This is a genomic window from Chryseobacterium kimseyorum (assembly GCF_025971945.1).
Classification (GTDB): domain Bacteria; phylum Bacteroidota; class Bacteroidia; order Flavobacteriales; family Weeksellaceae; genus Chryseobacterium; species Chryseobacterium kimseyorum.
This window is the reverse complement of record NZ_JAPDHW010000004.1, coordinates 195,645-210,139: the sequence shown is the minus strand read 5'-3', so window position 1 is coordinate 210,139 and position 14,495 is coordinate 195,645. Positions and strand designations below refer to the sequence as shown.

Below are 14,495 nucleotides of genomic sequence, written 5' to 3'. Positions count from 1 at the left end.
GGTTTCTCTTTTTTAATTTTATTTATATTGTAATCTATTGGGGAAATAATTTGAATCTGAAATTTCTTTTATTCGTTTTCGCAGTAGATCATCTAATACTTCATTTTTCTTTAAAACTTTTGTCTTTAAAAACTTCAAAAGTTCATCATCAGTTTTTGTCTCGGTAAATGCTTCAATTAATCCGCTTTTTCCTTTACGTTGAATGATCAGGTCACAGAGCAAACCGCCGATGACGTATTGTGGATTTGTATTTTCATCCAGCTTATAAAAATCAAAAGGTCTAGCTAAACTGATTTCTTTATTTTTTTCTAAATGAAGATTTACTCTTTTGGTATGATAGGCGAGAGATTTACCAAAATGCGCTTTTTCACCTGATAAATAAGCTGAAATTCCGGTAAGAAGTAAGGAATGGGCGTTCGGATAAAATTTATTGATAAAGTGTGTTATTTCGTGAAAATGACTGGCTCCTGCCTGTTCTGTTCCGAAAATGAAATTGTTGTCAGTTTCAAAGTAGCCACATTCTTTTGCCGTTCCTTTGCTGAAGATATACTCGTATCCCAAAATATCGTAAATATGATCGCAGTCTCTGGCTATAAAATGGGTCAGTTTTTGGGGTTTGAGATTAAAATTTTTACATAAATCGCTGTAAAATTTTTCGGCCTGCGAAACTTCTTCAAGATTTAAAGTATAATCCGGTCTGTAAAAATAAGTGATGTTTTCCGTAGAATGAGATTTCCAGTTTTTAGTGTAGTCGAAAAGATAATTAGAGAGTTTATAACTTCCGTTTTCCTTTTTTGCTAAAACGTTGGTGATCGCAAAAACAGATTTGTTTTCACCTTCAAATATTGATTTAATGATAAACGTATCCTCAGAAACAGGATTGATACTCAGTATATGATTAGAAAAATTCCAGTTCATCAGTGAAGGATTGATAACTCCTTCGATATTGAGAATATTGAAGTTTTTTAAATTTTGAGTTTCAGCGGTATTCCAGTACTCTTTAGAATTTGTTTTTAGATAAGACTGCCAAACTTCAACAATGTTTCTGACATCTTTATTGTCGTTATCAATATTGAAATTTGCAGTGTAGGTTTGAGCATTATAATGAATGCCAGCAGAAATTAAAATCCCAAAAATTATTTTTTTCATTAAGTTTAGCAATGTGAATGACTTATTTAAACCATAAAAAATGTACAACCAGAACAGTTCAGATGTCATCTATCATAAATTTTGATTTACATTAAATAATAAGCAGGCAAATCAATTTCCGAAAAAAGAAACTTATTTCCAGACATAATTATCTGACCACTGGTAAAAATCTTTAATCTTTTGTGCATTGTCCTCATGATATTTGATGACATCAGCAGTCTGTTTAGGAGCGAATGCGATATACGCAAAAGGCTCGAGAAGTTTCTTTTCATTCATTTCAATAAAATAAGGCGCCAGAAATTCCCAGTAAAACCCTTTCTGTCCTTTTTTTGTCTCGCTCAGCGAACTGCAAAGCGCTTCAAATTTAATAATGAATTTCTGTACTTCGGTTTTATCTTTATTTTTATCGTCGTAATCTAATGCTGCAGCCATTGTCAAGACCATATCTGTCATACCAAAATTGTTCTCAGTCTTTTTTTTAGCGTTGGCTTTCTCAAGCGTTTCAGGATCTATCATCAGATTGATCGACTGATCTTTTTTTTGTGATACTCCCTGATTCATGAGGTCAATTACAGAATCTAAATTTCCTTTTGCACGGGCAGAGGTATTATCAATCAGCAGGTACCTCGAGGATGCTAAAATAGACGGTATTTTTTTATTGCGATTCAGTGCTGCCAAGGCATTAAAAGAACTTGAATGATTTGGGTTAAGCTGAGCAGATTTCTGGAAAGCCAGTAACGCCTTTTCAGTCTGTCTTGAATTTATCAAAGAAATCCCTTTGTTGAAATACAGGTGATAATAATCCGGATATTTTTTCAGTCCTTCATCATAAATTTTGAGGGCTGCCTCCGGTTTTTTCTGGTGGTCTAAGGAGTTGGCGTAGCTTACATAAATGTTTTTAAGATCTTCATCAGGATGAGTACTGATGGCTAATTTGCTGATCTCAATTGCTTCATCATATCTTTTCAGAGACTCCAGTGTCATGGCCTTTTCCGATAGAGCGGTAAGATTGTTCTTATCTAATATCAGTGCCTCATCATATAGTGCAAGTGCCTGATCATATTTGCCCTTATCGTGAAATGCAACTCCTTCGTGAATTTTGATGGTCGCTGCATTTTTGTTCTGTGAGAAACTGAGAATCGGCACAAATAGCAGTAAATAGAATTTTTTCATGGTCGTATGGGTTTAGTTTAATTTGCAAATCAATCCAAATATAGAAAAATGCTGACTAAATATCACACCTGAAAAAGAAAAAATCAAAGCTGTCAACTGACACCATTATCTAAAGCCTGTTTGAAGTCTCGTTCACTGTATTCTGTTTGTAATTTGATTTCAGCAACTTTCCGAAATTATATTTTACGGCAAGCGAGACCGTGGGTGTGTTTCCGAAGAAGGTTCCGGTAGATGTCATCTGATTATAGCTTATTTTTTGAACGTAGTTCATTTGATTAAATACATCATTGTAACGGAGTGTAAAATCAAAATTTGAGACAGAGGAAGTGAGGCCAAGATTCACCAGACACATATCATTAACTTCGTACAGTCCTGCCGTGCGTTTTGTAATGTAGGAGCCGTCAAGCAAAAAAGAAAGATGCTTCAACAGCTCGAACGTATTGTTGGTGGAAAAATAGAGATAGGGCGTGGAATTTTTTACAACCGCTAAAGAATCTTCAGTTTTATCATAATTTAGAGACAGACTGTTTTGCGAAGTCCATTTTTTCCATTCGACAGGGAAGTCTAAGCCTATGTTTGTGCCAAATTCTTTATCAAAATTAACCATCGTGAACTTTGAAATATTCCTGTCTTGATCATAAACCAATGTATAGCCAATCGGATTTCTACTTTTGTAAAAAGATGCATTCAATGACCATTTTTTCAGACTTGTCGTGAAAGAAACCGTATTGGTGTAGGTAGGAACCAAATTCGGATTGCCTACATATTCCACGTAAGGACTTCCGTATAATCCGCCGGATGCAAGATTTCTGTAATTCGGTCTGTCAATACTTTTTCTGAAATTTAATGTAAACACATAGTTTTCACTCTGTTTAAAATTGATTTCTGCGTTGGGAAACCAGTCAACATATTCTCTTTCAATTTTAGTTTCATTAAAAATAGGATCTAAACCTTTTGTAGAAGTAGATTCCATTCTGATTCCGCCTTTGAGGTTCCATTTATTTAAATCAAATCCAAGATTCGTATAGCCTGCAAAATTGCTTTCTTTAAAATCATAGCGATAATATTCGATAGCCTGACTATTCCGGTAATCAGTAAAATTGTCTGTATCTGTTTCTGCGCTGGTGTAGCTTCCGCCTAATTCAAAAACATGTTTTTCATTCAGTTTCTTTTCAAAATCAATTCTCCCTGAATATACGTTTCCTGAATACTTCTGGCGGCGAAACTGGCTGAAATTATAACCGGAATTATCGGTGTCGTTGTAAAAAGTGTAACCAAGATTATCACTTTCATGAGTGTACTGCAATCCGGTAAAGATGTTGGCATCCCAACCCGTTATTTTTTTATTGTAATTAAATATGGAGTTTACAGTCGAGCGTTTTCTGTTCTGCTGATTCAGCGTTTTAATGAAAGAATTTTCTCCGTTTTCAAAATACATCGTATTGGTATTGTTGTCACCATTATCTGGCCTGAAATTACTGTTGATCGTCAGAGTAATAAAATCATTATCATTCAGTTCATGATATAAACTTCCACCAAAAATCGTTTGTGGACGCTTGGTAATCGATGTAATCACGTAGTCAGAATAAATATTTTTGCCGGGAACTGAGTATTCGAAACCGTTGCTTTCCCAATGATTGATTTGATTGTAGGCAGCGTTAAGCTTCCATTCGGTTTTATTTTTTTTCTGCTGATAATTGGCGTTGAAATGATTACTGAAACGTTTTTGAAAAGTTGCGGTTTCAGAAATGGTGAGTTGAGTACCATCTTTTCTGCTTTTTTTAAGGTTAATTTTGATGACTGCCTTTCCCTCAGACTCATATTTCACAGAGGGATTTCTAATAATCTCGACTGATTTAATGTCGTCTACAGCAATTGCTGATAATGTTGCAAAATCTACTCTCTGATTATCAACATACAGTAACGGAACACCTTTACCCACAAATGAAAGTCCTTCGCCATTGGCATCCATCATCACAAATGGTAATTTAGATAAAACGTCGGTCGATGTCGGTAATTTGTTGAGAGGTGAATTGGCAACATCCAAAGTGATATTTCCGTTCTCAATCTTAAAACCGCTTTTATTTCCCGTTAAGGTAACTTCCTCGATATCTGACGTTTTTGGTTTGTAAATAATTTTTAAATCTAAATTTTTATCTAAGCTAAATGGCTTTTCCTTTTGAATATTGTCATCCGAAGAAATTTGAATGTAATAATTTTTAGATTGTAATTGATGAAATTCAAACTGTGCATCCTGAGTAACCGTAGACTTCACCAAATGATTTTCATGATCAAATAAATAAACAACAATAGGTGACGTGATTTTTTCGTTTTCCGAATTAATTATTGTCCCGTTGATACTTAAATTTTGCTGAGCAAATGAGCTGATGAAAGAAAATAGTAAGAGAAAAAAAATTTTAAATTTCATGATGGTTTTTAGATAGGACAATTATAGTAGATAAGATATTACATCTCACATCTATTTCTTTAACATTTTCAACAATTCTGATTCGTTATACAGACCAGTTGAACTTGATAAAATTTTTAAATCACTATTAACCAAGACTGAGTAAGGAATACCTCCGCCATACTTTAAAATTATTTTAAATCTTTCACTTTCCTTTTTTGAAAGAATAAACTGTTTCCAGTTCATTTTTTCTGCAGCAAGCGCTTTTTTCCAGTCAGATTCCTTTTCATCTATTGAGATAGATATTACTTCTGTATCGCTAAGATTATTCTCAGATACAATTTTTTTCAGAATAGGAATCTCTTGTCTACACGGTATACACCAACTAGCCCAAAGGATAATTAAATGTTTATTGTATCTTTTGTCTAAAATTTCATTCACTTGATTATCTGAATTTTTCAATTTCAACAGACTGTTATTGATGCTTTTTTTCGAATCGACGACATACTTTTGAAGTTCTTTGAATTGTGGAAATTCTTGCACAGACTTGTCAAATAGCTTTAAAAAATCACCAATATCTGCTGAAGAAAATGTGTATTTATTTTTCACCATTTCAGATAATAAATGAAATGACTTCGGGTGTCTTTTAATTAAATTTTGAATTTCAGAATTTTGGGTATTGCTTTTTCTACTGAATAAATCATAATTGGTCTTTTGTAATGCATAAGTCTGTTCCCCGGCTTCTAAACTAATGACGTTGACAGATTTAATATTATCAGGAAAGGATGAGTTTTTACCGAAATCAATATATTCTATAGAATCTTTTATATGAATCCTTTTGTCTGAAAGAAATAGCGAAGAGCTCCATTTATCTTTTTGTTTATTAAAATAAGAATCTGTAGGAAATTGGAAACGAATTTTATCACCATTTTTCGCTAAAAGATCCATACCGATGTAATGAGGGATTTTATCATCGAATGTAAGCTCAATATCAAATTTTCCATCTTTCACTTCTACACTATCAAGTTTATTAGACCATACCTCTTCGAACAGTACCAGTCTTCCGTCAGGTAAATTCGGAATATCTCCTGATATTTTTGTTGAGTTTTTTTCACAGGAAATAATCGTGAAGATACCTGTCAAATAAATAAGAAATTTTTTTTTCATTTGGATTTAATAATTAATGATATTTTATTTCCAGTCACCTGTTGTAAATTATTACATCAATAAAACTGTAAAATTCAAATATAGAAAAAGCAAATAAAAAATCACACACAAAAGAAATGAAGCAGTAATAAAGAGATCAGATTTTTATAATTTGTCAGGAACTACTTTTTCTGCCATTGAGCAAAAATGCCAAAATAAAAACTTTTTTCATTTTCTTACCCTATGTTAATGATTCAAATCATAAATTTTTCCGAGGTTTGCAAAGTCAGAAAATAATAAAACGGTATTTTTGCTGTTTAGTAAAACAATACTTAATCAATAACAATATTAAATTTTTAAAAAAATGAAAAAAATCAGTGTAATTGCTTTAGCAGCTATGGGTCTTTTATTAGCGTCATGTGGAGATAAAAAAACAGAAGCTACAGCTGCAGGTCAGGAGCAGACTGTTGCTGAAAAGAAAGGTGATGTTTTTGCTGTAGATGCTGCTGCATCTAAAGTTAACTGGAAAGCTTTCCACAAAGGGGGTATGGCTCCACGTTGGGGAACACTTGCGATCACTTCTGGTGAATTGTCTGTTGCTGATAACCAATTGGCTTCTGGAGAATTTGTAATCGATATGAAATCTATCAAAGTAGATCCTGCTTCTGTTACTGAAAAAGACAAAAAATATACTGATCTTGAAGGTCACTTGAAGAATGAAGATTTCTTCAACGTTGAAAAATTCCCAACTGCTGATTTTAAAATCACTAAAGTTGAAGATTTGGCAACACCAGCAGCTGATGCTGTAGCCGGAGCTAACAAAACCGTAAGCGGAAACCTTACTTTATTGGGTAAAACAATGAATGTGTCTTTCCCTGCAAAAGTGGATGTGGTAGACAAGTCAGCGAATGTTGCTGCTAAATTTACCGTAAACCGTGCAGACTGGGGAATTAAATTCGGAACTTCTGAAGCAGATCCTGCAGAATGGATGATCAGCAAAGACATCGAAATTGCGATCGATGTGAAGGCGGCTCAAAAATAAGCAGTCATTACGATACATAAGAAAAACATCCGCCAAGGCGGATGTTTTTTCATTTTAAGTACATTTCAAAATAGATAAGTCCTAAAGTCTTTTTTTATCAGAGATCATATTTTTAGACATCTAATTAAATTACCACGGACTGATTCCCGCTTCGTCCTCGATATCATTGCTGAAAAACTGTCCGGTCGGTGCATTTTCGTCTGTCACTGTATGTTTGATAATGAAATCTGCTGCACTTTCCACAGAACCGGGACCGCTGTGATGATTAAAATCTGTTGCCGTGTAACCTGGATCAATCACATTTACTTTAAAATTTAAATCTTTCAGTTCGTAAGCCAACACAATGGTGTACGCGTTCAAAGCTGTTTTTGACGGGCCGTAAGCAGCTGCTTTAACCTGATAATATTTCCACTTGGGATCGCTGTGAAGCGTTAATGATCCCAATCCTGAAGTAATATTGCTGATTCTCGGATTATCAGATTTTTTAAGCAAATCTAAAAAAGCCTGTGTGACACTGATTACTCCAAAAAAATTGGTTTCAAACACTTTCTTAATATCTTCTACAGCAGTATCCGTTGCTGTTTGTGGATTTACACCCAAAATTCCTGCGTTATTGATCAGAATATCCAATTTTCCCTTTTCGTTTTCCACAATGCTTTTTGCAGCTGAGATAGATTCAGGATTGGTAACATCGATCTCAATCGCCTGAATGTTTTGAAATCCCTGTTCTGAAAGTTCTTTTACAATAGCTTCCCCTTTTGCAAGATCACGGCTTCCCAGGTAAACGAATAATCCTTTTTCTGAAAGTTGTTTTGCGGTTTCAAGACCAATGCTTCTGTTGGCTCCTGTTATTAATACTGTATTCATTTTTTTTGATTTTTTTAATTTGAACAGTACAAAGGTGCCCTGTTTTAAGATGATATCATTTGCCATTTGGCAAAAAGCGATCTTTTTGGTTGAAATATTTAAATAAAGAAAATTATATAGGAATCAGAGATCGAATCTTAAATCCTCAGGTATTCATCACCCAAATTCCAGCCACTATAAACTTATACTTTTCCTGATTCTGCTCAGCGATGACTGGGTGATTCCCAGATAAGAAGCAATATAAGAAAGCGGAATGCGGTTAACAACAGTCGGATAAATTTCAAGGAATTTCAAATAACGCGTAGTCGCGTCTTCCGAAACCAGCGGGCTTCTTCTTTCTACTTTTTGCATCAATGCTCTTGAAATAATTTTATGAGTAATGGCGTCCCAACCAACGATAGTCTGTAAGAGTTCAAGCCAGTCTTTCCGCTGAAATATGATGAGTTTACAATCTGTAACAGCCTGTACATAAGCAACAGATGGAAGCTCATTATCAAAACTTTCAAGATCAACTACGAGATTATTTTCTTCGATAAAATATTTTGTAATCTCTTCGCCTTTATTATCGTAATAACAGACCCGAAGAATTCCTTCCTGGATAAAGCCAACCTGTCTGGCAATTTTACCGGCTTCAGAAAAGTACTCATCTTTGAGAATAGTAATTTCTGTTGCCTTGCTGGTGATAAAATCAATCTGCTGCTGGTTGAGGTTCCCGAATCTCAAAATAAAATCAAAAAATTCTTTCATACCTGCAATTTAGACAAAGCAAATGATGTAAGATTTGTCATTTGGTAAAAAATTAAAATCTATTTTTTAGCAACAATCCCAATTAAACCAGGCTTTTTCAAATCGTTTGTTTTTTAGATCTTCGGGATTAATAAAAAAGTTGGCAACACCTGAATCTCCAAACATAATTTCTTCATCAGTATCAATTTGTAATAACAGTAAATCTTCTCTAAGCTCTTTGTTGTAATCTCTAATATCTGCTTGAGTAAAGTAGGCATAGCCACCTATTTTATGATCAGTTCCATCAATAATTTTTTCGATTTCGTTTTTTTGATCTTTTGTAAGAGTTTCGTAAAAATCCCAATAATCTTTACCATTAAAAGTCATATCAAATCTAAAATCTTCAGAACTTCCATATTCAATTTCTTTATTGAAACTTAACTTATGTTCACAATAGATAGGAGATTCTTCATACATATCTTGTGTTAAAAATGAAAAGTCTGTTTGAAATTCTTCAGTAATATTTTCATGGAAGATAACTTTGTAATCATCCATATCAAACCATTCTGAAGATACAAAGAACTGCAGAATTCCTTGGTGAGGATAACCTTCCAGAATTGGAATGTCTGAAAAATTAATTTGTGCCCAAAGTATCATGGGCTTATTTTCCTTATCTTTAGGATATTCCATACCAATTGGTAAGTAAGGATTTCCTAAAAACTTACTACTGTATATTGCGAGTGATTCTTCGTTTTTAAGAGGTGTTGCAGCTATTTTAATTGTTTCAAGTTTATATTTTTCAAGCTGAGTTTTAAATTCATTAAGAAATTCTGGTATCATTCTGTTTTTTTTAAGATGTTATCAATTGTTTTCCAAAACAGGGATCAAATGTTCCCAATTCAGTTGTTTAGCATAATCTAAAGGTGTTTTCCCTTGATGGTTTTTGATGTTTTTGTCACCTCCGGATTCCAAAATCACTTCTACTGAACTTAGATTTCCAGCGATGGTTTCGCGGTGTAGAAGTGTAAATCCGTTATCATCAACATTGGTGAGTTCTGCAGGATAGTCATTCAGAAATTTCACAAAATCTTCTTTCATATTTCTACTCATCGGGTGTTCAATAAGATTTTCAGGATTTTCTTTCTGTTCATATACGACTTTAATCTCATTAAAATCTCCGAAGTCAAGCTGCCATGCCTCATCATGCTCTTTTCTTTCAGAGGGAGACATGTCTGCACGCATTTTCTGAATGGTGAAGCCACCGTAAGCTTTTGGGAGTGGAGTAGAAGATGAAGAGAATAATTTAGAAAGTTTTGATTTTTTCTCTGGCTGAGACATTGCAAAAAGCCAGTCACTGATTTCGTGCAGAGGGATTTCAAAATAATCGCCGGGTTGTATATTGGTCAGCTCGTTTGGCTCATTGATGAGGTATCCTTTTACAGAATCGCCGTCAAAATCGATGTCATTCATCCACATGTGTTCGACTGTATTTTCACCAGTCTCGGGATCTTCCTGTGAGAATGCAGCTTTTACGCAGGCAAGATTCAGCGCCGGAATAATTCTTCTGTATTCCCAGGATTGTTCTCTCCAGAAATACTTAAAAGTTTCCTGCGCTTTTTTATACGCTTCAATCATTTTGGGGTCGGTACCGTCTGTGAAGATAAACGAATTGTCTCCCATTGTAGATTAGATTTTGTGATTTAATTTTACCTAAATTACAAAAACTTTTTAATAAAGATCTTAAGGAACGATCTTAAATCACAGATTCAATACAGGAAGAATAATCTCGATAGTGTCATTTTGAAGAACACTGAATTTGATATCTTTCGTAGGAATTTCAAATTCTAATTTTCTGTACTTCCCAGCATGATCTTTCATTTTTTCAGTTAATTAGAATAGGAACAGAAATGAATGATATGAAAATTGACAGAATCATTTTCATGCTTACACATCTTTGATAAAATCCTCATACTCATAATAAAACCGTTCAAAACCATCCATTTTTTCGACAAAAAACTCGAAAATCTGCTGCCATGAATTTTTATTGAAAACAGAAACACCATCTTTCTCCACCCAAATCCTGCTGATCACTTTGCCACTTTCCAGAGTGTAAAATTCTTCTTTATGAAAGTCTCCGATAAAATCTTTCAGAATATCTTCGAGCGACCAGATCTTATTGTAATAGGCATCTCTGTAGACTTCATCCCGCATTTCAATGTCTAAAGAAACTTCTGCTTTCTTATTGTCTGCATTGAATTTAAATGAAAAATCTTTGACTTTTGTATCATACAAAATCCATTTTCTCGGAAATGATTTTCCGAATGCGGTCCAAAATTCTTTTTTTAACTGCTGTGCTTCCTGTTTACTGAACATAATACAAATGTAGTTAAAAAGTAAGATTCCAGTCAAAAGTATACAGTGTCAGACATGAAAAATCAGGACCGAAGCCTGAAAAAACAGCATCCCGTTCTTTTTAATTTTACTTTGGTTCTTCAATATTTTTTTTCCTATTTTTGTTGTAATGCTGTCAAAAAAATCTCAATATGCGTTTAAGGCACTTTCATATCTTGTAGAAAAGAGAAATGAAGGACCCGTTCTAATTTCTGAAATTGCCGAGCACAAGAAAATTCCTTTGAAATTTCTTGAAAATATCTTGTTGCAACTTAAAAAATCTGATATCCTCGACAGCAAAAAAGGAAAAGGAGGTGGCTATTTTCTACGGGATCAGCCAGAGAAAGTCACATTGGCAAAGATTATACGTTTAGTCAATGGGCCGATTGCAATGCTTCCTTGCGTAAGTTTAAACTTCTACGAAAAATGCGATGACTGCAACGAAGATCACTGCGGTCTCCACGATGTACTGATAGAAGTGCGCGATGCATCACTCAAAATTTTAGAAGAAAAAACACTGTTGGATCTGATTGACTGATCTGATTCACTTTTTTTAAATTATTAGTCCACCTATTTGGTAGGATAGTAATTTTATCTCATATTTGCATTACTTCAAATGAATAAACTATGATTTCAAAAGAAGATGCAGACCTACTCAAGCAACTTTCAGCTGAAGGCGGCTTAAAATTTATCTCCGAAAAATTTACCGGCGGAATTGTATTTTCCACATCGCTCGGTCAGGAAGATCAGGTGATTACCGATATGATTTTAAGAAATCAATTGCCGATAAAAGTTTTCACTTTAGATACCGGAAGACTTTTCTATGAGCATTACGATCTCCTTTCACAAAATAATTCTCGATATAAAACAAAAACAGAAGTTCATTTTCCTGAAGCTTATGATGTGGAAAAATATGTGAATGAGAAAGGCATCAACGCTTTTTATCATTCCGTTGAAAACAGAAAAGAATGCTGTTACATCAGAAAGGTAAAACCTCTGAACCGCGCTTTAGCAGGAGCACAGGTCTGGATCACCGGACTTCGTTCTGAGCAGTCGGAAAATCGTGAAAATATGCCAATTATCGAGTGGGATGAAGAAAAACAACTCTTTAAATACAATCCACTGATTGGTTGGTCGTATCATGAAGTTCTCAGTTATATAGAACAGAATAATGTTCAGGAACTCACTTTACATAAAAAAGGATTTATCAGCGTTGGCTGTCAACCCTGCACGAAAGCAATTGAAGACGGCGAAAATCCACGTGCCGGCCGATGGTGGTGGGAAAGTTCTCAAAAAGAATGCGGTCTGCATACCCATTAATACAAATTTTCAGTAATAAATATGAGTACATATAAACTAGATTATCTTGAACAGCTGGAAGCCGAAAGCATTTACATTATGAGAGAGCTGGCTGCGCAATTTGAGAAACCGGCTTTGCTATTCAGTGGCGGAAAAGATTCGATCACCCTGGTGCATTTGGCTAAGAAAGCATTTGCTCCAATGAAGATTCCGTTTCCTTTGGTACATATTGACACGGGTCACAATTTTCCTGAAGCATTACAGTTCAGAGATTATTATGCGGAAAGCATCGGTGCAGAGCTGATTGTAAGAAAGGTTGAAGATACGATAAAAACTAAAAATTTAACCGAACCAAAAGGAAAATTCGCCTCAAGAAACTGGCTTCAGACACATACTTTATTAGAAACTATTGAAGAATTTGAGTTCGACGCATGTATTGGCGGTGCGAGAAGAGATGAAGAGAAAGCCAGAGCGAAAGAACGTTTTTTTTCTGTCCGTGATGAGTTTGGTCAGTGGGATCCGAAATTACAGCGTCCGGAATTGTGGAATATTTACAATGGAAAAATCAGTAAAGGTGAAAATGTAAGAGTTTTCCCAATTTCAAACTGGACGGAGCTTGATGTCTGGAATTATATCAGAAAAGAAAACATTCAGCTGCCATCTATTTATTTTGCTCATGACCGTGATGTGATTGAGTTTGACGGACAATTAATTGCCGTTTCAGATTTTATTCAGATTGATGAAAATGATGAGATTGTTAATAAAAAAGTACGTTACAGAACAGTTGGAGACATGACCTGCACAGCAGCTGTCGAAAGTTCAGCCGAAACTCTGGATGAAGTCGTTAATGAAATTACCGCTTCGAAAATTTCTGAAAGAGGAGAAACCCGAATCGATGACAAAGTTACTGAAGTGGCCATGGAAGACAGGAAAAAAGGAGGTTACTTTTAATGGGTAATGAGCGTTTTGTATTCAGAGCTTGATTTAAGATTAAAAATGAACGGCCGGAAAAATTACTTATTACCAATTATTCATTACTAATAAAATAAAACGTGGACATATTAAGATTTATCACTGCCGGAAGTGTAGACGACGGAAAAAGTACTCTGATCGGAAGACTTCTCTACGACAGTAAAAATATATTGATTGATCAGCTTGAGGCTTTGGAAAAACAGTCAAAAAACAAAAACGAAAATGGAGTAGACCTTGCGATTCTAACGGATGGTTTAAGAGCCGAAAGAGAGCAGGGAATTACGATTGATGTTGCTTACCGATATTTTTCTACTTCAAAAAGAAAATTTATCATTGCCGACGCTCCGGGTCATATTCAGTATACCAGAAATATGATTACGGGAGCTTCCAACTCGCAACTGATTGTGATTTTGATTGATGCCAGACAGGGCGTTATCGAACAGACCAGAAGACATTCAATTATCGCATCGTTATTAAAGATGAAAAACATTGTGGTAGCGATCAATAAGATCGATTTGGTTGATTATTCTGAAGAAATTTATAATGATATCAAATCTCAGTATGAGTTGGTTGCCCAAAAACTGGGATTAGAAAATATTAATTATTTTCCGATCTCTGCTTTTTACGGTGATAACATCGTTGACAAATCATCAAAAACCGAATGGTACAGTGGTCCTACACTTTTAGATTTTCTGGAAACTGTAGAGATTGCAGACAGTAAAAATACAGACCGTCCCAGATTTCAGGTTCAGTATGTGATTCGTCCGCAAACCGATGATCTCCATGACTACAGAGGATATGCCGGAGAAATTATTTCTGGAATATATTCAAAAGGAGATGATGTTACCATTCTTCCACAAAATATTCAGACGAAAATTTCAAAAGTTGAAACGGGAGGTAAAGAAGTTGATTTTGTATTTACCAATCAGCCTGCGGTTTTGCATATTGAAGATGATATTGACATCAGTCGCGGTGATTTTATCGTTAAAACAGAGAGTCTGCCTAAGGTTGAAAATGAGTTTGAAGCTGTCGTCTGCTGGATGGACAAAAAAGAATTGCATGAGGGAAATAAATATTTTATTCAGCATAAAAGCAAAACTTTAAAAGCCATTGTCAAAGAAATTGAATATAAAATTGACGTCAATACTCTGGAAAAAATATCTGTCGACAGCAGCATCAAACTGAATGAAGTGGTAAAAGTCCGTTTGAAGACGTCTTCACCGTTGGTTTTTGATAGTTATGAAGACAGTAATTTGACTGGCAATGCAATTCTGATCGATGAAACAAGCAATTCTACAGTAGGTGCTGTAATGATTTTATAAT

General features: G+C 34.7%; 14 protein-coding genes. 5 read left to right on the top strand and 9 right to left on the bottom strand.

The genetic code is table 11. The features are described from left to right. Window positions 1-18: 18 nt before the first annotated feature. The 4 genes from OMO38_RS07610 to OMO38_RS07595 form a co-directional block, all read right to left on the bottom strand. Window positions 19-1,149, bottom strand: coding sequence for a hypothetical protein (locus OMO38_RS07610; protein WP_264749604.1), 1,131 nt, complete (start codon window positions 1,147-1,149; stop codon window positions 19-21). A gap of 132 nt (window positions 1,150-1,281) precedes the next feature. Further along, the gene (locus OMO38_RS07605) at window positions 1,282-2,322 is read right to left on the bottom strand and encodes a tetratricopeptide repeat protein (protein WP_264749603.1); all 1,041 of its coding nucleotides are present in this window, start codon (window positions 2,320-2,322) and stop codon (window positions 1,282-1,284) included. Window positions 2,323-2,431: 109 nt separating this feature from the next. Then, complete coding sequence (locus OMO38_RS07600) at window positions 2,432-4,750, bottom strand: outer membrane beta-barrel family protein (RefSeq protein WP_264749602.1); 2,319 nt, start codon at window positions 4,748-4,750, stop codon at window positions 2,432-2,434. A gap of 51 nt (window positions 4,751-4,801) precedes the next feature. Further along, on the bottom strand, window positions 4,802-5,896 hold the full coding sequence (locus tag OMO38_RS07595) for a TlpA disulfide reductase family protein (RefSeq protein ID WP_264749601.1): 1,095 nt from the start codon (window positions 5,894-5,896) through the stop codon (window positions 4,802-4,804). Window positions 5,897-6,239: 343 nt separating this feature from the next. Here OMO38_RS07595 and OMO38_RS07590 point away from each other — a divergent pair, with 343 nt between their 5' ends. After that, a complete protein-coding gene (locus tag OMO38_RS07590) occupies window positions 6,240-6,917 on the top strand; it encodes a YceI family protein (protein WP_264749600.1) in 678 nt (225 codons plus the stop codon). A 129-nt stretch (window positions 6,918-7,046) separates the two neighbouring features. Here OMO38_RS07590 and OMO38_RS07585 read toward each other — a convergent pair whose 3' ends face one another. The 5 genes from OMO38_RS07585 to OMO38_RS07565 all read right to left on the bottom strand — a co-directional run bounded on the left by OMO38_RS07585 (window position 7,047) and on the right by OMO38_RS07565 (window position 10,883). Beyond that, entirely contained in the window at window positions 7,047-7,784 is a 738-nt protein-coding gene (locus OMO38_RS07585; protein ID WP_264749599.1) for an SDR family oxidoreductase, read from the bottom strand. Window positions 7,785-7,958: 174 nt separating this feature from the next. After that, the gene (locus tag OMO38_RS07580) at window positions 7,959-8,531 is read right to left on the bottom strand and encodes a Crp/Fnr family transcriptional regulator (RefSeq protein ID WP_264749598.1); all 573 of its coding nucleotides are present in this window, start codon (window positions 8,529-8,531) and stop codon (window positions 7,959-7,961) included. A 66-nt stretch (window positions 8,532-8,597) separates the two neighbouring features. Further along, the gene (locus tag OMO38_RS07575) at window positions 8,598-9,350 is read right to left on the bottom strand and encodes a YwqG family protein (protein WP_264749597.1); all 753 of its coding nucleotides are present in this window, start codon (window positions 9,348-9,350) and stop codon (window positions 8,598-8,600) included. A gap of 21 nt (window positions 9,351-9,371) precedes the next feature. After that, on the bottom strand, window positions 9,372-10,190 hold the full coding sequence (locus OMO38_RS07570) for a DUF2314 domain-containing protein (RefSeq protein WP_264749596.1): 819 nt from the start codon (window positions 10,188-10,190) through the stop codon (window positions 9,372-9,374). 264 nt (window positions 10,191-10,454) lie between these two features. Beyond that, window positions 10,455-10,883, bottom strand: a complete 429-nt coding sequence (locus OMO38_RS07565; RefSeq protein ID WP_264749595.1) for a DUF4268 domain-containing protein — start codon at window positions 10,881-10,883, stop codon at window positions 10,455-10,457. A 148-nt stretch (window positions 10,884-11,031) separates the two neighbouring features. Here OMO38_RS07565 and OMO38_RS07560 point away from each other — a divergent pair, with 148 nt between their 5' ends. From OMO38_RS07560 to OMO38_RS07545, 4 genes are all read left to right on the top strand, one after another. Then, window positions 11,032-11,439 carry an RrF2 family transcriptional regulator gene (locus tag OMO38_RS07560; RefSeq protein ID WP_264749594.1) on the top strand — a complete coding sequence of 136 codons (408 nt, stop codon included), beginning with the start codon at window positions 11,032-11,034 and terminating at the stop codon, window positions 11,437-11,439. 89 nt (window positions 11,440-11,528) lie between these two features. Continuing rightward, entirely contained in the window at window positions 11,529-12,221 is a 693-nt protein-coding gene (locus OMO38_RS07555; RefSeq protein WP_264749593.1) for a phosphoadenylyl-sulfate reductase, read from the top strand. A gap of 21 nt (window positions 12,222-12,242) precedes the next feature. Then, on the top strand, window positions 12,243-13,151 hold the full coding sequence (gene cysD / locus OMO38_RS07550) for a sulfate adenylyltransferase subunit CysD (RefSeq protein ID WP_264749592.1): 909 nt from the start codon (window positions 12,243-12,245) through the stop codon (window positions 13,149-13,151). 101 nt (window positions 13,152-13,252) lie between these two features. After that, on the top strand, window positions 13,253-14,494 hold the full coding sequence (locus OMO38_RS07545; RefSeq protein ID WP_264749591.1) for a sulfate adenylyltransferase subunit 1: 1,242 nt from the start codon (window positions 13,253-13,255) through the stop codon (window positions 14,492-14,494). The last annotated feature ends 1 nt before the right edge of the window (window position 14,495 follow it).

Excerpts from the sequence above, each read along its gene's own strand:
- OMO38_RS07595 (WP_264749601.1), bottom strand. The coding sequence starts at position 5,896 with ATGAAAAAAAAATTTCTTATTTATTTGACAGGTATCTTCACGATTATT.
- cysD (WP_264749592.1), top strand. The coding sequence starts at position 12,243 with ATGAGTACATATAAACTAGATTATCTTGAACAGCTGGAAGCCGAAAGC.
- OMO38_RS07565 (WP_264749595.1), bottom strand. The coding sequence starts at position 10,883 with ATGTTCAGTAAACAGGAAGCACAGCAGTTAAAAAAAGAATTTTGGACC.
- OMO38_RS07590 (WP_264749600.1), top strand. The coding sequence starts at position 6,240 with ATGAAAAAAATCAGTGTAATTGCTTTAGCAGCTATGGGTCTTTTATTA.
- OMO38_RS07570 (WP_264749596.1), bottom strand. The coding sequence starts at position 10,190 with ATGGGAGACAATTCGTTTATCTTCACAGACGGTACCGACCCCAAAATG.
- OMO38_RS07610 (WP_264749604.1), bottom strand. The coding sequence starts at position 1,149 with ATGAAAAAAATAATTTTTGGGATTTTAATTTCTGCTGGCATTCATTAT.
- OMO38_RS07560 (WP_264749594.1), top strand. The coding sequence starts at position 11,032 with ATGCTGTCAAAAAAATCTCAATATGCGTTTAAGGCACTTTCATATCTT.
- OMO38_RS07605 (WP_264749603.1), bottom strand. The coding sequence starts at position 2,322 with ATGAAAAAATTCTATTTACTGCTATTTGTGCCGATTCTCAGTTTCTCA.
- OMO38_RS07575 (WP_264749597.1), bottom strand. The coding sequence starts at position 9,350 with ATGATACCAGAATTTCTTAATGAATTTAAAACTCAGCTTGAAAAATAT.
- OMO38_RS07580 (WP_264749598.1), bottom strand. The coding sequence starts at position 8,531 with ATGAAAGAATTTTTTGATTTTATTTTGAGATTCGGGAACCTCAACCAG.
- OMO38_RS07585 (WP_264749599.1), bottom strand. The coding sequence starts at position 7,784 with ATGAATACAGTATTAATAACAGGAGCCAACAGAAGCATTGGTCTTGAA.
- OMO38_RS07555 (WP_264749593.1), top strand. The coding sequence starts at position 11,529 with ATGATTTCAAAAGAAGATGCAGACCTACTCAAGCAACTTTCAGCTGAA.
- OMO38_RS07600 (WP_264749602.1), bottom strand. The coding sequence starts at position 4,750 with ATGAAATTTAAAATTTTTTTTCTCTTACTATTTTCTTTCATCAGCTCA.